22 protein-coding genes are annotated in these 15,298 nt (G+C 43.3%); 3 read left to right on the plus strand and 19 right to left on the minus strand.

What is annotated here, in order from left to right:
- Positions 1–59 precede the first annotated feature (59 nt).
- The 3 genes from AB4114_RS23385 to AB4114_RS23395 form a co-directional block, all read right to left on the minus strand.
- A complete protein-coding gene (locus AB4114_RS23385; RefSeq protein WP_441990591.1) occupies positions 60–1,340 on the minus strand; it encodes a DNA methyltransferase in 1,281 nt (426 codons plus the stop codon).
- Between the two features lie 121 nt (positions 1,341–1,461).
- Positions 1,462–2,223, minus strand: coding sequence for an FRG domain-containing protein (locus AB4114_RS23390; RefSeq protein WP_441990592.1), 762 nt, complete (start codon positions 2,221–2,223; stop codon positions 1,462–1,464).
- An 87-nt stretch (positions 2,224–2,310) separates the two neighbouring features.
- Positions 2,311–2,877 (minus strand): sigma-70 family RNA polymerase sigma factor, encoded by a 567-nt coding sequence (locus AB4114_RS23395; protein WP_441990593.1) that lies wholly within the window; start codon positions 2,875–2,877, stop codon positions 2,311–2,313.
- A gap of 188 nt (positions 2,878–3,065) precedes the next feature.
- Here AB4114_RS23395 and AB4114_RS23400 point away from each other — a divergent pair, with 188 nt between their 5' ends.
- Entirely contained in the window at positions 3,066–3,329 is a 264-nt protein-coding gene (locus tag AB4114_RS23400) for a hypothetical protein (protein WP_441990594.1), read from the plus strand.
- A gap of 80 nt (positions 3,330–3,409) precedes the next feature.
- Here the strand turns inward: AB4114_RS23400 and AB4114_RS23405 are convergent, their stop codons facing one another.
- On the minus strand, positions 3,410–3,763 hold the full coding sequence (locus AB4114_RS23405; protein WP_441990595.1) for a hypothetical protein: 354 nt from the start codon (positions 3,761–3,763) through the stop codon (positions 3,410–3,412).
- 165 nt (positions 3,764–3,928) lie between these two features.
- On the opposite strand from AB4114_RS23405, the gene AB4114_RS23410 reads away from it, so the two are divergent.
- The gene (locus AB4114_RS23410) at positions 3,929–4,102 is read left to right on the plus strand and encodes a hypothetical protein (RefSeq protein ID WP_441990596.1); all 174 of its coding nucleotides are present in this window, start codon (positions 3,929–3,931) and stop codon (positions 4,100–4,102) included.
- A gap of 140 nt (positions 4,103–4,242) precedes the next feature.
- Here AB4114_RS23410 and AB4114_RS23415 read toward each other — a convergent pair whose 3' ends face one another.
- From AB4114_RS23415 to AB4114_RS23480, 14 genes are all read right to left on the minus strand, one after another.
- The gene (locus tag AB4114_RS23415) at positions 4,243–4,389 is read right to left on the minus strand and encodes a hypothetical protein (protein WP_441990597.1); all 147 of its coding nucleotides are present in this window, start codon (positions 4,387–4,389) and stop codon (positions 4,243–4,245) included.
- Between the two features lie 19 nt (positions 4,390–4,408).
- Entirely contained in the window at positions 4,409–5,836 is a 1,428-nt protein-coding gene (gene dnaB / locus AB4114_RS23420) for a replicative DNA helicase (RefSeq protein WP_441990598.1), read from the minus strand.
- The gene (locus tag AB4114_RS23425) at positions 5,784–6,185 is read right to left on the minus strand and encodes a hypothetical protein (RefSeq protein ID WP_441990599.1); all 402 of its coding nucleotides are present in this window, start codon (positions 6,183–6,185) and stop codon (positions 5,784–5,786) included. The genes dnaB and AB4114_RS23425 overlap by 53 nt, the downstream gene beginning before the upstream one ends.
- Positions 6,145–7,086, minus strand: coding sequence for a helix-turn-helix domain-containing protein (locus AB4114_RS23430; RefSeq protein ID WP_441990600.1), 942 nt, complete (start codon positions 7,084–7,086; stop codon positions 6,145–6,147). Before AB4114_RS23430 ends, AB4114_RS23425 begins: the two co-directional genes overlap by 41 nt.
- A 60-nt stretch (positions 7,087–7,146) precedes the next feature.
- Complete coding sequence (locus tag AB4114_RS23435; RefSeq protein WP_441990601.1) at positions 7,147–7,299, minus strand: DUF6906 family protein; 153 nt, start codon at positions 7,297–7,299, stop codon at positions 7,147–7,149.
- Positions 7,296–7,493 (minus strand): hypothetical protein, encoded by a 198-nt coding sequence (locus AB4114_RS23440; RefSeq protein ID WP_441990602.1) that lies wholly within the window; start codon positions 7,491–7,493, stop codon positions 7,296–7,298. Before AB4114_RS23440 ends, AB4114_RS23435 begins: the two co-directional genes overlap by 4 nt.
- Positions 7,490–10,036 (minus strand): AAA family ATPase, encoded by a 2,547-nt coding sequence (locus tag AB4114_RS23445; RefSeq protein ID WP_441990603.1) that lies wholly within the window; start codon positions 10,034–10,036, stop codon positions 7,490–7,492. The genes AB4114_RS23440 and AB4114_RS23445 overlap by 4 nt, the downstream gene beginning before the upstream one ends.
- Positions 10,033–11,205 (minus strand): metallophosphoesterase family protein, encoded by a 1,173-nt coding sequence (locus tag AB4114_RS23450; RefSeq protein WP_441990604.1) that lies wholly within the window; start codon positions 11,203–11,205, stop codon positions 10,033–10,035. Before AB4114_RS23450 ends, AB4114_RS23445 begins: the two co-directional genes overlap by 4 nt.
- An 11-nt stretch (positions 11,206–11,216) precedes the next feature.
- Positions 11,217–12,218, minus strand: a complete 1,002-nt coding sequence (locus tag AB4114_RS23455) for a hypothetical protein (RefSeq protein ID WP_441990605.1) — start codon at positions 12,216–12,218, stop codon at positions 11,217–11,219.
- A 1-nt stretch (position 12,219) separates the two neighbouring features.
- Complete coding sequence (locus AB4114_RS23460; RefSeq protein ID WP_441990606.1) at positions 12,220–12,567, minus strand: hypothetical protein; 348 nt, start codon at positions 12,565–12,567, stop codon at positions 12,220–12,222.
- A gap of 18 nt (positions 12,568–12,585) precedes the next feature.
- Positions 12,586–12,834, minus strand: coding sequence for an AbrB/MazE/SpoVT family DNA-binding domain-containing protein (locus tag AB4114_RS23465; RefSeq protein WP_441990607.1), 249 nt, complete (start codon positions 12,832–12,834; stop codon positions 12,586–12,588).
- Positions 12,835–13,188: 354 nt separating this feature from the next.
- Positions 13,189–13,695, minus strand: coding sequence for a helix-turn-helix domain-containing protein (locus AB4114_RS23470; RefSeq protein ID WP_236286968.1), 507 nt, complete (start codon positions 13,693–13,695; stop codon positions 13,189–13,191).
- 142 nt (positions 13,696–13,837) lie between these two features.
- Complete coding sequence (locus tag AB4114_RS23475) at positions 13,838–14,041, minus strand: helix-turn-helix domain-containing protein (protein ID WP_441990608.1); 204 nt, start codon at positions 14,039–14,041, stop codon at positions 13,838–13,840.
- 36 nt (positions 14,042–14,077) lie between these two features.
- Positions 14,078–14,308 carry a helix-turn-helix transcriptional regulator gene (locus AB4114_RS23480; protein ID WP_441990609.1) on the minus strand — a complete coding sequence of 77 codons (231 nt, stop codon included), beginning with the start codon at positions 14,306–14,308 and terminating at the stop codon, positions 14,078–14,080.
- 163 nt (positions 14,309–14,471) lie between these two features.
- Here AB4114_RS23480 and AB4114_RS23485 point away from each other — a divergent pair, with 163 nt between their 5' ends.
- Entirely contained in the window at positions 14,472–14,807 is a 336-nt protein-coding gene (locus AB4114_RS23485; protein WP_441990610.1) for a helix-turn-helix domain-containing protein, read from the plus strand.
- A 75-nt stretch (positions 14,808–14,882) separates the two neighbouring features.
- Here AB4114_RS23485 and AB4114_RS23490 read toward each other — a convergent pair.
- On the minus strand, positions 14,883–15,298 hold a 416-nt coding region (locus tag AB4114_RS23490), incomplete at its 5' end, for a hypothetical protein (protein ID WP_441990611.1).

The following is a 15,298-nucleotide window of genomic DNA, read 5'->3' on the forward strand; positions in this document are numbered from 1 at the left end:
CTTCCCCCTAAAAATTGGGATATATTAGGAATAAGAGTTTTTCAACTCTTGCCAAATTTTTAAAGTCTATTTAATAGAACTGGCTCAATCCCCGTCCACTCACAAAACCGCTTCTTAATCACATCACAGAACACCGGATCTAACTCCAACGTCCGACACGTCCTATCCATCTGCTCACATGTCATAAGCGTTGATCCACTACCACCGAAGAAGTCCAACACAATATCCCCACGCTGGCTGCTGTTTCCAATCGGAATAGCCAAGAGCTCTAAGGGCTTTTGCGTAGGATGAACATACTTAGTGACATCACCCCTGGACACTTCCCAAATAGTCTCAGGCTCTGGCTGCTCCAGCGGTAGTCCTGCCTTCCAGATGGTTGTCTGCTTGCGGTCCCCATACCACGCTGGTGACTTGCCTTTCATATGAGCGTAGAACACTGGCTCATGTTTGTAGCGATACTGCGACCAACCGAAGGAAGCAGCGTTCTTTGACCAAATGCACTGCGACCTTACCACGATGCCAGCCGCGTTCATCGCATCCTCAAACTCAATTTGATACGAAGAAGGATGGAATACATAGATGGCCGCCTTCGGATCCATGACCTCGGCATAACAAGAAAATACAGAATTCAAAAAGCCCGCAAACTCTTCTGCGGGCATATCATCGTTCATTATTGTACCGCGACCATCAGCGGCCAATCGTGCTGAATCACTTTCAACAGCTACATTATACGGTGGGTCAGTAACAACAAGCGCTGCCTTGACCCCCGCCATGAGCTTCTGCACGTCTTCAAGCTTGGTTGCATCTCCACACACCAAGATATGCCTACCAAGCTGCCACACATCCCCGTATCGAGTCTCAGGCTCTTTGATCTCATCCAATGCACGCTGCACATTAAAATCATCTTCCTGGACCGGAGTAATAAGCTCAGTGTCCGAGTTTAAACCTGGAATCAAGGAATTGAGCTCTTCCATTTGAAATCCGGTTTGTAATGATATCTCCTCGATCGTAAAGAATGCTGAAAGCTCTTCAAGGAGCGATGCCAGCAGTTCCTCGTTGGTTCGGCCTCGCAGATGACTCAAGCTGATTGTTAAGAGCTTCGCTTCCTCTTCAGTTGACTCCACAATCACACAAATAAGCTCCGTAAGCCCAGCCTCTTGGGCTGCTCTCCACCGCTTCTCCCCTTTTATGATGGTCATATCGCTTCTGACCAAGATCGGCTGCAGCACACCGTGTTTCCGGATGCTCTCCACCAACGATCTATAGATATGATCGTCCATCTCGTTTGGGTTCCAACCATTGGGTTTTACTTGTTCAATTTGTATAGTTTCGACTCTCAAATTAGTTCCCCCTAGTGTTATGTCGGTTTTGTGGCAAAAGAAAAAGCACCGGTTGGGGTGCTTTAAAGTCATTTAAACGATCCTTTCACATATAAGTGGCATACGTACGACAAAAGGGAACTTAGTTACTATTTTGGTCAATAAATTGATTAAATTCAGTCAAATTATTAATATGTTTTGCAAGTCCGTAAAGATCAGGGAATATTGTGTATGAATTAACCCCAGATAAATTCAAAAATGACATAACATCTTCTTTCAATTCATAGTCGATAATAATTTCTTTCAATATCCCCTCTTTTAATAAATCCCCATTAAATTCCTCGTCTAATGTTTCTTTTGTATTTCCTTGGATTGTAAATACGCCTTGTTGTGCTAGGATGCGGGAATTGCTCCTTTTAGGATGTAGCGCGATTGAGTTTTTGAAAAACTTCTCCTCGTGAACATCAGACATTCTTTTAAAATAAGAATCATTATGTGTTGTAAAGTACTTATGGTTCTTAAAAGTTTTAAAATTCAATTCGTTTGGTTTAAGCAACCAAATTGATATCGGTTCATTTTCTTTCCACCCAAGCGTAGCAAAAAAAAGTGAAACAGCAAATGATTCAGTCCAATCTAATAACCTTGTACTAGCACCATGATGTTGCATTAAATATATTAAATCCCAATCATCCAAATTATGATACATATGCCCTAAATTCATAAATAAATTGTATATAGCACGTTCACGAATTAAATATTTTTTAATAGTACTAAAATTTTTTCTAAATAGAGAAGATGTCAATTTATAATTTACATCACTATGGCCTCTATACCATATGTGCTTATCATCTCCATTAAGGTCCTTAAAGCTCCTTACTTCTTGTATAACTCCATTCCAATTCATTGACTTCTCTCCCTATTAAGTAAAATGCATCATTTTACAATATTCTACATAATTCAACGGATTCCCTTCATTTGGAAATATTAAAACCTATCCCACAAGGAATAGGCTGCTCTGTAAATCATCCGATATTTTCTTCTGAGCCCGCGTCACATACACCTCCACAGTCCCCTTACTAACCCCAAGCATCCCAGCTATCTCACTAAACGAAAAGCACTCCCCATGAGCAAGCACATAACACTCACGTTCCCTATCACTTAGCCTAGACAAAGCATCTTCAATCTGAAACCTTTGCCAGTCAGAAAGGTTTGCAGGACTCCCTGCTGAGCTCTGCGATTTATACGCCTGCATGCGAACTGGATCCATTAACTTTTCCCGCTGATATGCAGCTCGCCGCTCAATGCCCCGTTTATTCCCGGGTCGGCGCCCACTGTCCAACCATTCAATCGTCCATTCACAATCAGCAACCATTTCATTAATAATCCGCCGGTCTGCTTGCAGCGTTGAAAGCTCGTCTTGTATCTCAAGCACTCGTTCAAAACCCTTGTCCTCTTCGTAAACTTCTATTTCTTTAATCCTTGTTGTCTTCTGCTCAACCAGCCTTCTCAACATAGCAGCCGTTTGTTTGTACCCATCAGATAAATCGTTGTTTCCCATTCCCTCACACCCCCGCAGTGTGTTAATATAGGTCGTGGGAACATATGTTTGATCCCCCGTGGTCTTGCTAGGAGCCGGGGGATAATGCTTTTTAAACCGTTCAAATATGCCCAAATAGATACAATCAAGCATCCAATTATTACAATTCAACATAGGTTGATGTATCAAAGTTTGGAGGAGAATGCTTAATGAGTTACAATCAAAATCTAAATCAACAACACCATCACCAGCAACACCACCACCAACAACATCCTCATCAGCTATATCACCATCACCACTTCCATCATGTGATTATTCATCCAGGCCAACATCCCCATCATCAAACCCCAATGCCGTATCATGGAATGCACCAAGGCCAATGGCATGGTCAACAGGGCATTGGGCAAGGAATGCCTCATCCAGGTCATTATCAAGGCGGTAATTGGCAAGGAGGACGCGACGATAATCAATAAGATAGCTTGATATGATTGATGTGTGTTATATTTACTAATCCTCTGCGATCCCGGAAATATTACACGCAGAGGATTTTTTCTTATTCGTATACTTTCATCAAAATTTCATTTTTTAGCTGTTTGTACGTTTCAAACAATTCTGGATCACCGCGTATTAACAAATCATCTTCATCCGTGGCCCCGTATAAATGACACAACATATTGATAGCCTCTTCTGCTTGCTGCAGCGTGGGTCTAATAATTTGTATTAGTTCAAAATAACGATTCAGCGAAGCAAATATCGCAAACTTCTCTGTAGAAGAGGATATCAGACCATCCTGTTCTTCATCATAAATCTGATCTGCCGGTACACCCGGAGGAAGCTTTTCTTCAACTCTCAATGCCACGCCTTGTTCATTTCGTTTAACCCACAAAAACTCTTGTTTCCATTTCATATTCGATTCCTCCTTATTTAAGCGGTTTCGTTCTCCTCGTCTTCTTTTTCATCGTAATCGTCCAATACAATGAATCCAGCATAAATTTAGTCAGCCGATGCCCATACCCAGAATGAATGTTTTGCATAAATTATCTTGTAAGTACTTGTTCAAGGATGTGGTCCTTTGCAGCTATACTATTTAGTATCTAAGCAAGACGTTATTGAACTCATCCGCGAATTCATTGATCAGGCAAACTATAGTGCTGCCATTTATTTACTCGAGATTATTCAGCATATGGAAGAGGAAAATCGAACCTCAGTACTCATTACTGTAGAAAAAAATGACAACTCGAAGTGAGGTGATTCTCTCCCAAGCTCCTCAATATTCATTATGTTGTATGGCCATAATCCATCTCGAAGAATCCTTTACTGACGAAGATCCGTTTGTTTGCCGTCCAACACCTCCAAAGGGTCGATACCCACATAACATGCCATGTGTCATCCTGCCTTCCTGCAACTAATGCCTCTTCGTACTTTCTTGAGCGTAGCGATATAACGCTCATTTATAACAAACACCTCGCCAAGTACTTTCTTACCCTCGAGGATTACGTATCGATTCTTCACTTCAAAAAGCGGATCTCGCATAGTTGCACGCTCCTTCACACTAGGCCCAGCGACGCTTGTCATTACCCTGCGTCGGGTATCTCTTTGGCTTTTCGATCGGAAACTCATGTGAACGATCCAGATTAACGAATTTGTTGTAATTCTTCTGGAAGGCTAACTCCACCGTTCCAACTGGACCATTCCGCTGCTTAGCTATGATGATTTCAATAATGTTTTTCTTCTCAGATTCCTTGTCGTAATAATCATCCCGGTATAAGAATGCCACGATATCCGCATCCTGCTCGATGGATCCAGACTCCCGAAGGTCTGACATCATGGGACGCTTGTCTTGTCGCTGTTCTACTCCACGACTGAGCTGCGAGAGTGCGATGATCGGTACGTCCAATTCCCTTGCTATTTGTTTGAGCGTACGCGATATCTTGGATATCTCCTGCTGCCGGTTCTCACTACGACCGGATCCGCTGATGAGCTGAAGATAATCAATGAGTATGAGTCCAAGAGAACCGGTGTCTTTCTTGAGCTGCTTACAACGGGTTCGAATCTCGTTTACAGTGATTGAAGCACTATCATCGATGTAGACATTAGACCTGGATAACTCTCCGATCGCCATGGTCAGCTTTTCCCAATCGTTGCCCTCCATGATTCCACTACGCAATCGACTGGCATCAATCCGGCCTTCCGAAGAGAGCATTCGCTGAACTAATTGATTCGCGCCCATTTCCAGGCTGAAGACTGCAATAGTTTCACCGCTTGTCGTGCCAGCGCTCTGCGCAACGTTCAAGGCTAAAGCCGTCTTACCGACCGACGGACGAGCTCCGATGATGATCAAATCCTGTCGTTGGAAACCTGAGGTTTGTTTATCCAGATCAATAAACCCTGATGAAATACCCGTGATGCCCCCGGGATTTGGGTTTGCATTGTTCTTTTCAATCTGCTCAAACACCTGCATGCTGACTTGATCAATCCGTTTGAATCCGCCTTTCTTACTAACAGATCGTTCCGCAACTTCTTCAGCAACAGCTTGCGCTTGTGCCGCCATTTCCTCGGCAGTAAGATCATTGTTTTGAAAGATCTTTTGCATCCCTGACCTAGTTTTTCGCTCAAGTGCGGACTCAAGTACAATCTTGGCGTAATAATCCACGTTAGACACAGTCGGAACTGCATTTGTCAGTTCCGAGAGATACCCGACACCGCCGACATGTTCAAGTTGTTGACGCCTCTGCAGATGCTTCGTTACGGTCAAGAGGTCAACAGGTGTTTCCGTCTCTGCAGCGTCGTAAAGCTCAACCATGGACTCGTATATGATCCTGTGCTTGGGCTCAATGAAGTCCTCTGGCAACAGCCGTTCAGAAACGATAGACATCGTTTCGTTTTCGGTAAAAATTGCCCCAAGAACGGCCTGCTCAGCGCTCAAGTCATTGTTCATTTCGTGCTGCATATGCTTGGATCGCCCCCAACCTCTGCTCATATGGCAAACTCATCAAGGCCTTAATGTGATCAGGAGGACCAACTGAATTTTTTATCCACTCGTCCTTTTGTGCGAGAAACTCCTGAGCGGATCGCTTCATGGATTCGTGATACAGCTCCTCTTCAGTCTTCAAGGGCTGCTTGAGCTTGCCGATACTTGGTGGCCATTGTTCAGCGCTGTCCGAATGCCGGCGCAAGTTCTCTGCTGCAACCTCGAAAGGGGTGCTCTCCAGATCTTCCAGCCATTCGTCCACCATGGCTTGAAGCGACGGCAAATCATTCGGGATTTGAAACCCAGGGTATTTCCCCTTAATTTTCTTGAGCAACTGGGTGACTTCCGCTCTGTTCACGTTCCCGTTCCTCCCTTGCTATTTGATCAAGCATGTTAAAAGCTTGTTCTTGCTTGGTTTTATGAGCCTTACCCGGGGCGACTTCACCTGACGACACAGGGATAGTTTGGGCATTCTCATTTCTCCAAGCCTCCCAGATCCCGTTCTCGTAATACAGAAAACTGGTTGGAAGCTTGAAGCTATTCCCTTCACGTTTGCGCTTGTCCTCAAGGAGGAGCTCCATAGTTCGGATGGTAAAAGGGTTAGGCATACCTCCGGCGACCATCTTACCCATGGCTTCGCGCTCTTTTGCTTTAACGTGAATGTCAAACTTTTGATTAAGCTGGCAATAAGCATCCAGCAGTTGTAATAACGGACTTTTCTTTTCAGGTTCGAATTCTGGATAAATAATAGTAGTAGTAATAGTATTAAGATCTTTAAAGTCTTTTAGATCTATCATTTTTGATAGATCACTCGCATCTGATCTATCATTTTTGATGTATCTCTCGCTATGATCTATCATTTTTGATAGATCACTTTCGCGGTGATCTATCATTTTTGATGTATCACTTTCGAGTGATCTATCATTTTTGATGTATCTCTTTTGATCCATTTCCTTCTTATTTTTGGCAACTTTTATGATTTCGCCTCGGGCTGTTCTGACTGAATTTATGTAACCTCGACTCTTCAAATTAGCCAAATTTCTTTGAACCGTGACCTGACTGGAGCCAATCTCTCGAGCTATCCTCTCATGCTTAACCGGAACGCCGCCGTGTACTAGCCCCCAGCGAGCACCGTCCCCATCTGTTTCTTCGCCAGTTGTGGCATTAATGCACCAAAGGAACTCCCAGATTGCCGAGCCAATGCGATCACGATGCTCAAAAAGCCCGCTGGAGACAGGAATTATGTGGTTGTCAGGCATTCATGTGTCATCCCCTCCCGCGGGCCCCACTGTCAATTAACTATTGTGATGACGCAACTCTTAAGCAGAAATAACTTTTGATTCCTTTTTAAAGCGATGCAGGATGTGTAATTCACTGGATAAATTCTTCATAATGAGCCAATCTTTTGGATCCAAGTTTGCTGCGATAATCGCAACCTTCTGTTGCCGGGTTGGTTTCTTTCCATTTTTCAAAGTGACTGCCTCCGATCGTCTCTTAAATAAATGTCTGGGTATTTCGCTCGCACAACCGTGAATCCAGGATAGGCGGTTGCAAAATAAGCAATAACCTCTTTCTTAAATTGAACAGGATCCGTCTCAAACAAATCCCAAATACGTTTCCCCACACCGGATCTCGTAAGCGGTGGTCCGCCTTCGAGCTGACTCATGCTACATTTACACGTACGGCAGCATCTGTATTTTCAAAGTAAATCTGTTGTTCAAACACGGCCTGCGCCTCTTCAATATGCGTGATAACAAGTACCTTCTTGAATCGATCTGCTACCGCTTTAATGGATTCTAGAACAAGTCCGCGGTGCTCAGCATCCTGGGACCCTAGTCCCTCATCAATTGTTAACCACTCCACCTTACTGCCGGCACGCTGCGCCAATAACTCAGCTAAAGCAAACCGTATAGCATAGTCAATACGAAGCTGCTCGCCACCCGAGAACGTTTCATAAGGACGCTCAGACGTCCAATCACCAATGATGATATCTAAGGTCTCTTGAACACCGTCACGGCTTTTCAGTTCTCGTTGTGTCTCAAATCGGATAAAATGCTTTCCTTTGGACATCTTGCCAAGGATCTCATTTGCGATACGTTCGAGCTGTGGAACTGCATTCTCGATGATTAAAGCTGGGATCCCATCACGGCCAAACGCACGAATAAGAGTTTGATATCTGCTCCATTTTTTAGCCTTTGGCTCTAGTTCATTTGATAGCTGCATGCGACTCTGCTCATCCTTCTCTAGAGAAGCAAGCTCTATCTTCAAGCCACCAAGCTGTTCAATGAGTTTATGTTGCCGATCGCGTAGCTGCTGCAGATCACGCTTAATTGTTGGAAGCAGCGTTACCTCTGAATCCAGACTCAGTAGATTCAGCTCAAGCAACGAGATCTCTTCCTCGATAGTTTGTTTACGTTCTTCCTTTGCTTGGACTTCGCTATCAATGGCAGCAATCCGAGCTGTCGAGCTCTGTCTGGCCTCACGTGCAGCCGCGATCTGTTCTTTCAAGTTCGCCCAGGCTTGAAGATTCTCAACGCGTAAACGAAGCACTGGAAGAGGTGCAAGAGCTTCAAGTAACGTGCTAAGCTCATTTTGAGTGTTGTGTTGCTTCTGTTCTAATTCTTCTACTTGACCAATAAGCCGTGTACTTTGAGCCTGCAAACTATCATGGAGCTCTTCCTTTGCTTGCATTTGACCAGCTTCTTCAGCCATTGGTCTGAGTTCTTCAATAGTAATTTTCAAAGCTCGATGAGCTGCAAAATCATAACTAATCTTTTGCTGACTTTCAGTAATGCTTTTCAATGATTCATTCAAGTTATTTAATAGCGAATAGTCTAACATGCTAAGCTCTTTGCTTTTGGTATCCAACAATTGCTTGGCATCTTGAGCATCCGATAGAAACAAGCAAGCAGCCTTGGTGACATCAATACAATTTGAATCCGCAAGCATCGATGTCTTTGTTTGAAGCATTCGAATTTCTGATTCAAGCAAACTCTTCGTTGTGTTGATCCGTGTCTGCTCGACGCTCACTTTTGCTCGAACATCTAAGATTTCCTTTTCTATTGAATCCCACTGCTCAGCAAGCTGCTCCGTTTGGTTTAACTGTAAGCAGGCCGCCTTATATTCATCTGCCTTAGCCATGAATAGCACTCGACTCTGCAGCAATTGCTGAAGGTTCCTGAACCTATGGTCTAGCGGGTCCAGCTCATTCTTTAAATGAAGGATAGATAATTCCATGTGTTCAAGCTCAGAGGTTAATCGCTCCTGATCCGGAAGCCGTGCCTCGAGCGCTGCGATCTGCTCTTTTGCTATATAAAACTCATCCGTATTGGTAACAATCTCCGCTTCCCTCGAAAGTATCTTCTCTGCTCGTCCGAGCTTTGCAAGAAGGTTCTCCTTTTCTAATTGAAGTGGAGCGAGCTCTCTTAAAATAGAAGACAACTGACTTTTAAGCTCTGCAGATTTCTCAGCTTTGGTTTGAAGAACACGAATCTTCTCTTCCTGTTGTACCAAAGCGGCTTCTTTTACCAGGATGAATGATTTCATGTCATCGGATTCACGAGTTAGATTTTCCATTAGCTCGATCCGGGAAGGCTTCAGCAACAGCCGAGCATCATGCTCGGCCAGTTTATCCTTCGCTTTTTCGATCTCGATATGTAGCGCCGCTGCCTTATGTCTAGCTGCTTCTTGTAGACGCTCGTAAATGTTAAGTCCAAGAATCTGCTGCAAGATCTCTTTCCGCTTACCGGCTGACTTAGCTGTAAACTCATTGGCTTTACCCTGCATAATCATGCTCGAAGCAGTGAAAGTTTCATCATCAAGATTCAAGAGACTGCGGATTACAGCTTCTGTATCTTTAATTTTCTCAGCTGACTTACTCTCCCACCGGTCATTGATTTGCTGCTGAAACTCCAAAGTACTCTTCCCATTACCTTTAAGTGAGCGCGTCCGGATCGTTCGGTAGGTGCTGCCCTGATGCTCAAATGTAAAAGTGACGGCCATGTCCTGCGTACCTCGCTTTACAAGATCATCCATGCTAACTCCCTCAATCACATCACCGAACAATGCAAATCTAGGCGCCATGGTGAAACCAGAGCTCTTCCCCGCACCGTTTCTTCCGCAAATGGCCGCGATCGTAACGTCTGTTAGATCTATGTGTGCAAAAGGAATAGCGCGGAAGTTAACTAATTCTAGCGTTAATGGATTCATGAGATCGCCTCCAGTAGTTCAGCGGTGAGTGCCTGCAGCTCGCTTATTTCCGCTGTTTCAATGCCTTGGTTCTCACACCATTTAGCTAGTGCAACTTGTGGACCAAGACTCTCAGTAACCTCAACGTCACGAACCCGATCGGAGCGTTCAATGTCTGCTTTGATTTCATGAACATAGAATGCACCAGCATCGTATAAGGACTTCTCCAACGTCCTACGATCAAATCGCTTCTGCAGATCTTCGCTGCAGGTGTAGCGAACCCGGACGATAGCATCTTTAACAGCTGCGAACTCATCTACTTGTCCGTCCAGCCAAGCTTCAATATCCATATCGCACCAATCAATAGTTTTAAAACGACGGGCAGGCGTTTCTATAAAGGAAGATACAAAGGTTTGCTTTGCTGTTAATTCATGAATCCAAAAACCCGGTTTCGTCCGTTCATCTCCGAAGTTATGGCGTTCAGGAGCGCCGCTGTAAAAGACATTTTTTCCAGCCTGCTGCGGGCGGTGAATATGGCCAAGAGCGACTAGATCGAACACCTGTGCAGCCTCATCGGTAAGAATCGGTTCGTTCATCAGCAGTACATCTTCAAACCCTGTATCCGCCAGGTCAAACGTTAGATGAGACACGAGTAGCTTGGTCCCCTTACTATAGGCAGCTAATTCAGAACACTTCTCATAGATCCATTCCGTCATCTTTTGATGAAACTCATTAGGAGATAAATCTTTAAAATCCTCTTGAGTAGCAAACTGACTGCGATTCATGCCAGGTAGGCAGCTTATGGATAATTCATTATCTGGTGTACCTAATACGAGACCGCCTGGTGCTGTGAAGATCGTAACATTAGGAATAGACATTTCTTTGATGATCTCGTAAGCGGAAATGGCATCGTGTGAAGGTGTTCCGCTAATTACAACGACTCTACACCCCGCGCTGCTTAACCGCCGTAACCAATGCGTAAACGCCGCAATCTCGATCGTTGCCCGATCAATGAACACCCTGGCATCCTTGAACGCGTCGCCGGCAAAGAGTACAACCTCGCATCCTTCTTCAATAATCCGATCAGCAACCCAATCCATTGCTTTTGATATATCTTCAAATCGAGAATATGGGTTAGGGCCCGGATAACCGAGTCCCCAGTGACTATCTGCAACATGAGCTATTTTCAATGCCTTTCACCTCACAAGTCTTCTGGGACATCGAATTTCATTTCTTTTGAATCGGACTGGCTTGCTGCGATTAGGAATTCAAGATAATCTCCAACTGTCTTCCAATCGGCATCTGTTTGAATATCTGAAACAACCTTTTTAATATCGCGATTTAAAGCAATCGTTGCTTCTCTCGCGAGAGAGTTCCAATCTAAAGCAGCTTTTTTCATAAGATCCAAAACACGATTCTTTTGAACAACATTTCCTGACTGCCCAGAATTACCTGTACCCGAGCTGCGACTACTAGTCTGCTTGCTCTGGGTGTTTTGCTGTTGAGCTTTGGATGGCGCCGGGTTATCCCCTTCTCCATCCGGATCCTCACCAGCCAGATAAGCCTCCAACTCCTGCTCTGTTTGTGTGAATATTCCGCTTGATCTCGTAGCAGCAAGTGTGGCATCAACTAACGCGCGCTTCTTTGCCATTTTAAGAACTGTATTCCAAATGGAATGCATGTCGTCGTTTTCCATTCGATAAGATTGATACTTTCCATATTTACCAGTACGTTCTTTACTAACAAGGTCTTCTTTATCTACGCCTTTAGGAAGGTCTTTTTCTGATACCCATCTCCAACGGTACCGGCTTTCAAATGTATTCGCATGGCCTACGCCTTCACCAATGATGGCGCCAGAACCGCGGTGGATTAATCGAATCGTGATATCCACCCCGTAGAAGCCTGTCTCGAAGTTCTTATCTTCGACCTTGCTTGCAATCGTCGGAGCAAAGTTATAGAACTCACAAAGGCCCTCGGCGCCTGGTTTCAGTAGAGTGGGTTTATCTGTCCCCGGAATAATCCCGTAGTCAACACCCTCTTGCATGACCTCTCGGAAAAACTCCTTCGTTAGATTTAGCTTTTGCTTCATATCGGCCAACTTCTTCCGCAAATCTGTCGCACTGCCGAATTCGTAATCGATGATTGCTCCGCCGCCAGCTTGTCCGTTAGAAACTTGAGGCTGAATAACAGTGACTTCGTTCAAATTACGCCGCCCCCTTAAGCAGATCCACAATGGACTGTAACGCCTTAAGTTCCGTCTTCAGCTTCTCAAGTTTATAGCGAGACTCCATAGTTAGGTGCTCCGTGCGAGCTACTTCATTTCGTTCAATTGCCGAGAATTTGCGAAGCTGAGCGCTTCGGATTTCTGCATTTTTGCCGTCGATGACCATTCCCTCATCTTCAAAAACTCCGAGGTACAGTCCATCCTCTCTATGCGTCAGCTGCGAGCGAGCAATATTGAAATTGTTTTGTGCAGTGATCAAAGCAATTTCAGCGTTTGCAATAAGCTCCGGCAATTCCATTAACCGTGCAATAATTGTTTGTTTATTCATTTGAATGACCTCCCGAATTTATATAGATTTAATTTGGCTAATGCAGCTCTTACAAATTAATTTGCCACCAGGACCTGGTTCCACGTTTTCGATGTTTGTACAAAGCACACAACCCGGAGCATATTTCTTTAAAACAATGCTGTCGCCGTTCGTAAAAATCTCAATGGAATCTTTAATATCAACCCCAAGAGTTCTCCGCAGCTCAATTGGTATAACTACACGACCTAGGTCGTCTACTTTTCTTACGATTCCAGTTGCTTTCAACATGTTTATTTCTCCTCTTATATTGATTTGATAGATTCATAGATTTAAAGGCACAAAAATGAGTCCTTGAATTGCGGTTCCTTAGTCGGTATACTGGAAGCAATGTTATTTTCAAAGCATGTAATCTTGAAGTAGTCACCCTGGCCGGTGGCTGCTTCTTTTTCTATTCCATACAATTCATTCTCCAAGGTAACAATTGCCCCTCGAAGCCAATCCTCTGCTGCAGGTCTAACTTCCTTATGGAAGTAACCTGGGTTAGTCCGCAGGGCGTCTAAATAGGAATACAACTTACTCAAATTTGCATATGTACCAACGTCTTTGCTAACAAGAATCAGCGTCAGATATCTTCACCTCCCCTCAACGATCGCATTTCTTAATTTCAAATTCATGTTTCTGGATCATTCGTTTTCTGTCTAAACAGAACTCTTCCTCCAGAACACCTTGCATGACATTTGCTGTTTCAATGACAACCCTCATCTCATGCCAAACCGTCTCTGCGCTCTCTCTTCGTTTCTCAGGGGAAATGTGTTTTGCCATAGACAGCCTCTCCAATGCTTTCCCTGCTTCTGCAAGTTGTTTAAGTAATACATCCTTAAGTGCTGCTGGATGTAAATCCAGATTTGGAACATCCTCTAGGATGTTGGATATGTAGCCTCCTGTTCGTTCATCAGCAATCTCGAGAGCCAGCTTCCAGGACAGACCGGATACTACTGTGTCGTAACCGCTTGGCAATGGGCGCTCTCCGCTTTCAATTCGGGCAAGTACAGAACGATCAATTGGAATTCGATTTGCAAGTTCTTCTTGAGTTAAGTTTTTTTCTCTTCGGAACGCTTGAATGGCTTTTCCAATTGCGATTTTTTTCACCACCTTTCATTTAATGTGACAATTTAGCACTAGAAGCATGTAGCTTCGTGACATTGAAGCAACTTAAGATGGATCTACAGATGATCGTTTCATCTCCCCTCCCCGCAGCCGCTGACACCTTTCTCCGTCAGCGGGTTTTGTTTTATTGAGCGATGCGATGATTTTGACTTTCTTGCAGCTTCATCCAACTCTCGATTGTCTCCATTCGGAAAAGAATGCGAGCGCCGACTTTGAAATGAGGAATTTCTTTTTTGCGAACCATTGTATATATGGAATCGCGATGCACTCCTAAGTAAGAAGCAATTTCGTCTACGGTTAAGGTTTTACGTTCAACTTGTTGGTCCATGTGATCACCTCCTCCTATTGAAATTATTAATTTCTACTACGCGCTCGATGACGTTTGTTCCGATTTAGTTAACTTCGATTCTAAAAAAATTTCGTCTGGTGTCTTGCCTAGAACTGTTGATATTTTGACTGCAAGTTCATATGATAATCTACGTTTACCATTCTCTATTTGCCAATAATAAGGCTTACTGACGGCAATTTTTGTGGCCATATCCTGTAAAGTTAAATCATTTTCTTCTCTTAGTTGCTTTAAAGTATTGCTTTTCATTTCCTATCACCTCTTTCAATTTCTAAGTTAACTATCTGTTAACTTTATAATAATTAACTATTAGTTAACTGTCAAGATAAAAATTCCTAATTAGTTAACAAAGTTTACGTTAACCATTAGCTAACTTATAATTAAATTAGTTAACAACAAAGGAGTAATGGTGATGGAGTTTTCCAATCGCTTGAAATATTTAAGAAATCAAAAAAGTATGACACAAGAGCAACTTGGTCAAAAAATTAATGTAACAAAAGTATCTATTTCTGGATATGAGAATAGCAACCGCACCCCTGATATGGAAACGCTACAAAAAATTGCTGATTTCTTCGAAGTAAGCGTCGATTACCTTCTTGGAAGATCGGACTCAGTAAACAATGATGGCGTTGGTCGCGCCTTCTACGGTGGAGCGGATCAATATACTGAAGATGAACTGGAGATAGCTCGCGCCGCGGCTCAGGCTGCTGTAGAGGCTTATAGGAAGGGTTTGAACAAGAAAAAATAAACGACACCAACTGCTGGTGTCGTTTATTTTTTATGCTTTTTGCTTTTTCAGAAACAAGATTCTGTCTGTATCAATTTATCCAGTTTTAGAATTTAAGAATATATTTAAATACTTCTCTATACTTGATCTCAAAAAACTTAATTCGGCTAAATCACAACAATGTGCTGCCATATTCTCAAAGTCTTCTCTAACTGGTCCCCCCCTATTCCCTACAAAACTCATTAAATAATAGATGAATAACTGCAATAATTGCTTTCCTGGAATTAATCTCCATGAATTATTCTTGTACAGCGTATCTAATCTTTTTTGTAACTTTAGATAATTTTTTGCGAATCCAAATTTATTATTTTTTTTGTAATCTTCATAAACGGTTTTCATTAAATAATCAACAATTTTTTCTTGATCTAATTCATAGAGCATTCTTTCTTTTGTAAACCTCGCTGCCGATAACCCAGCATTTTCTATACCTAGATCTAGCGACTGAATAGTCG

Source organism: Paenibacillus sp. 2RAB27, from assembly GCF_052115445.1.
GTDB lineage: Bacteria > Bacillota > Bacilli > Paenibacillales > NBRC-103111 > Paenibacillus_E.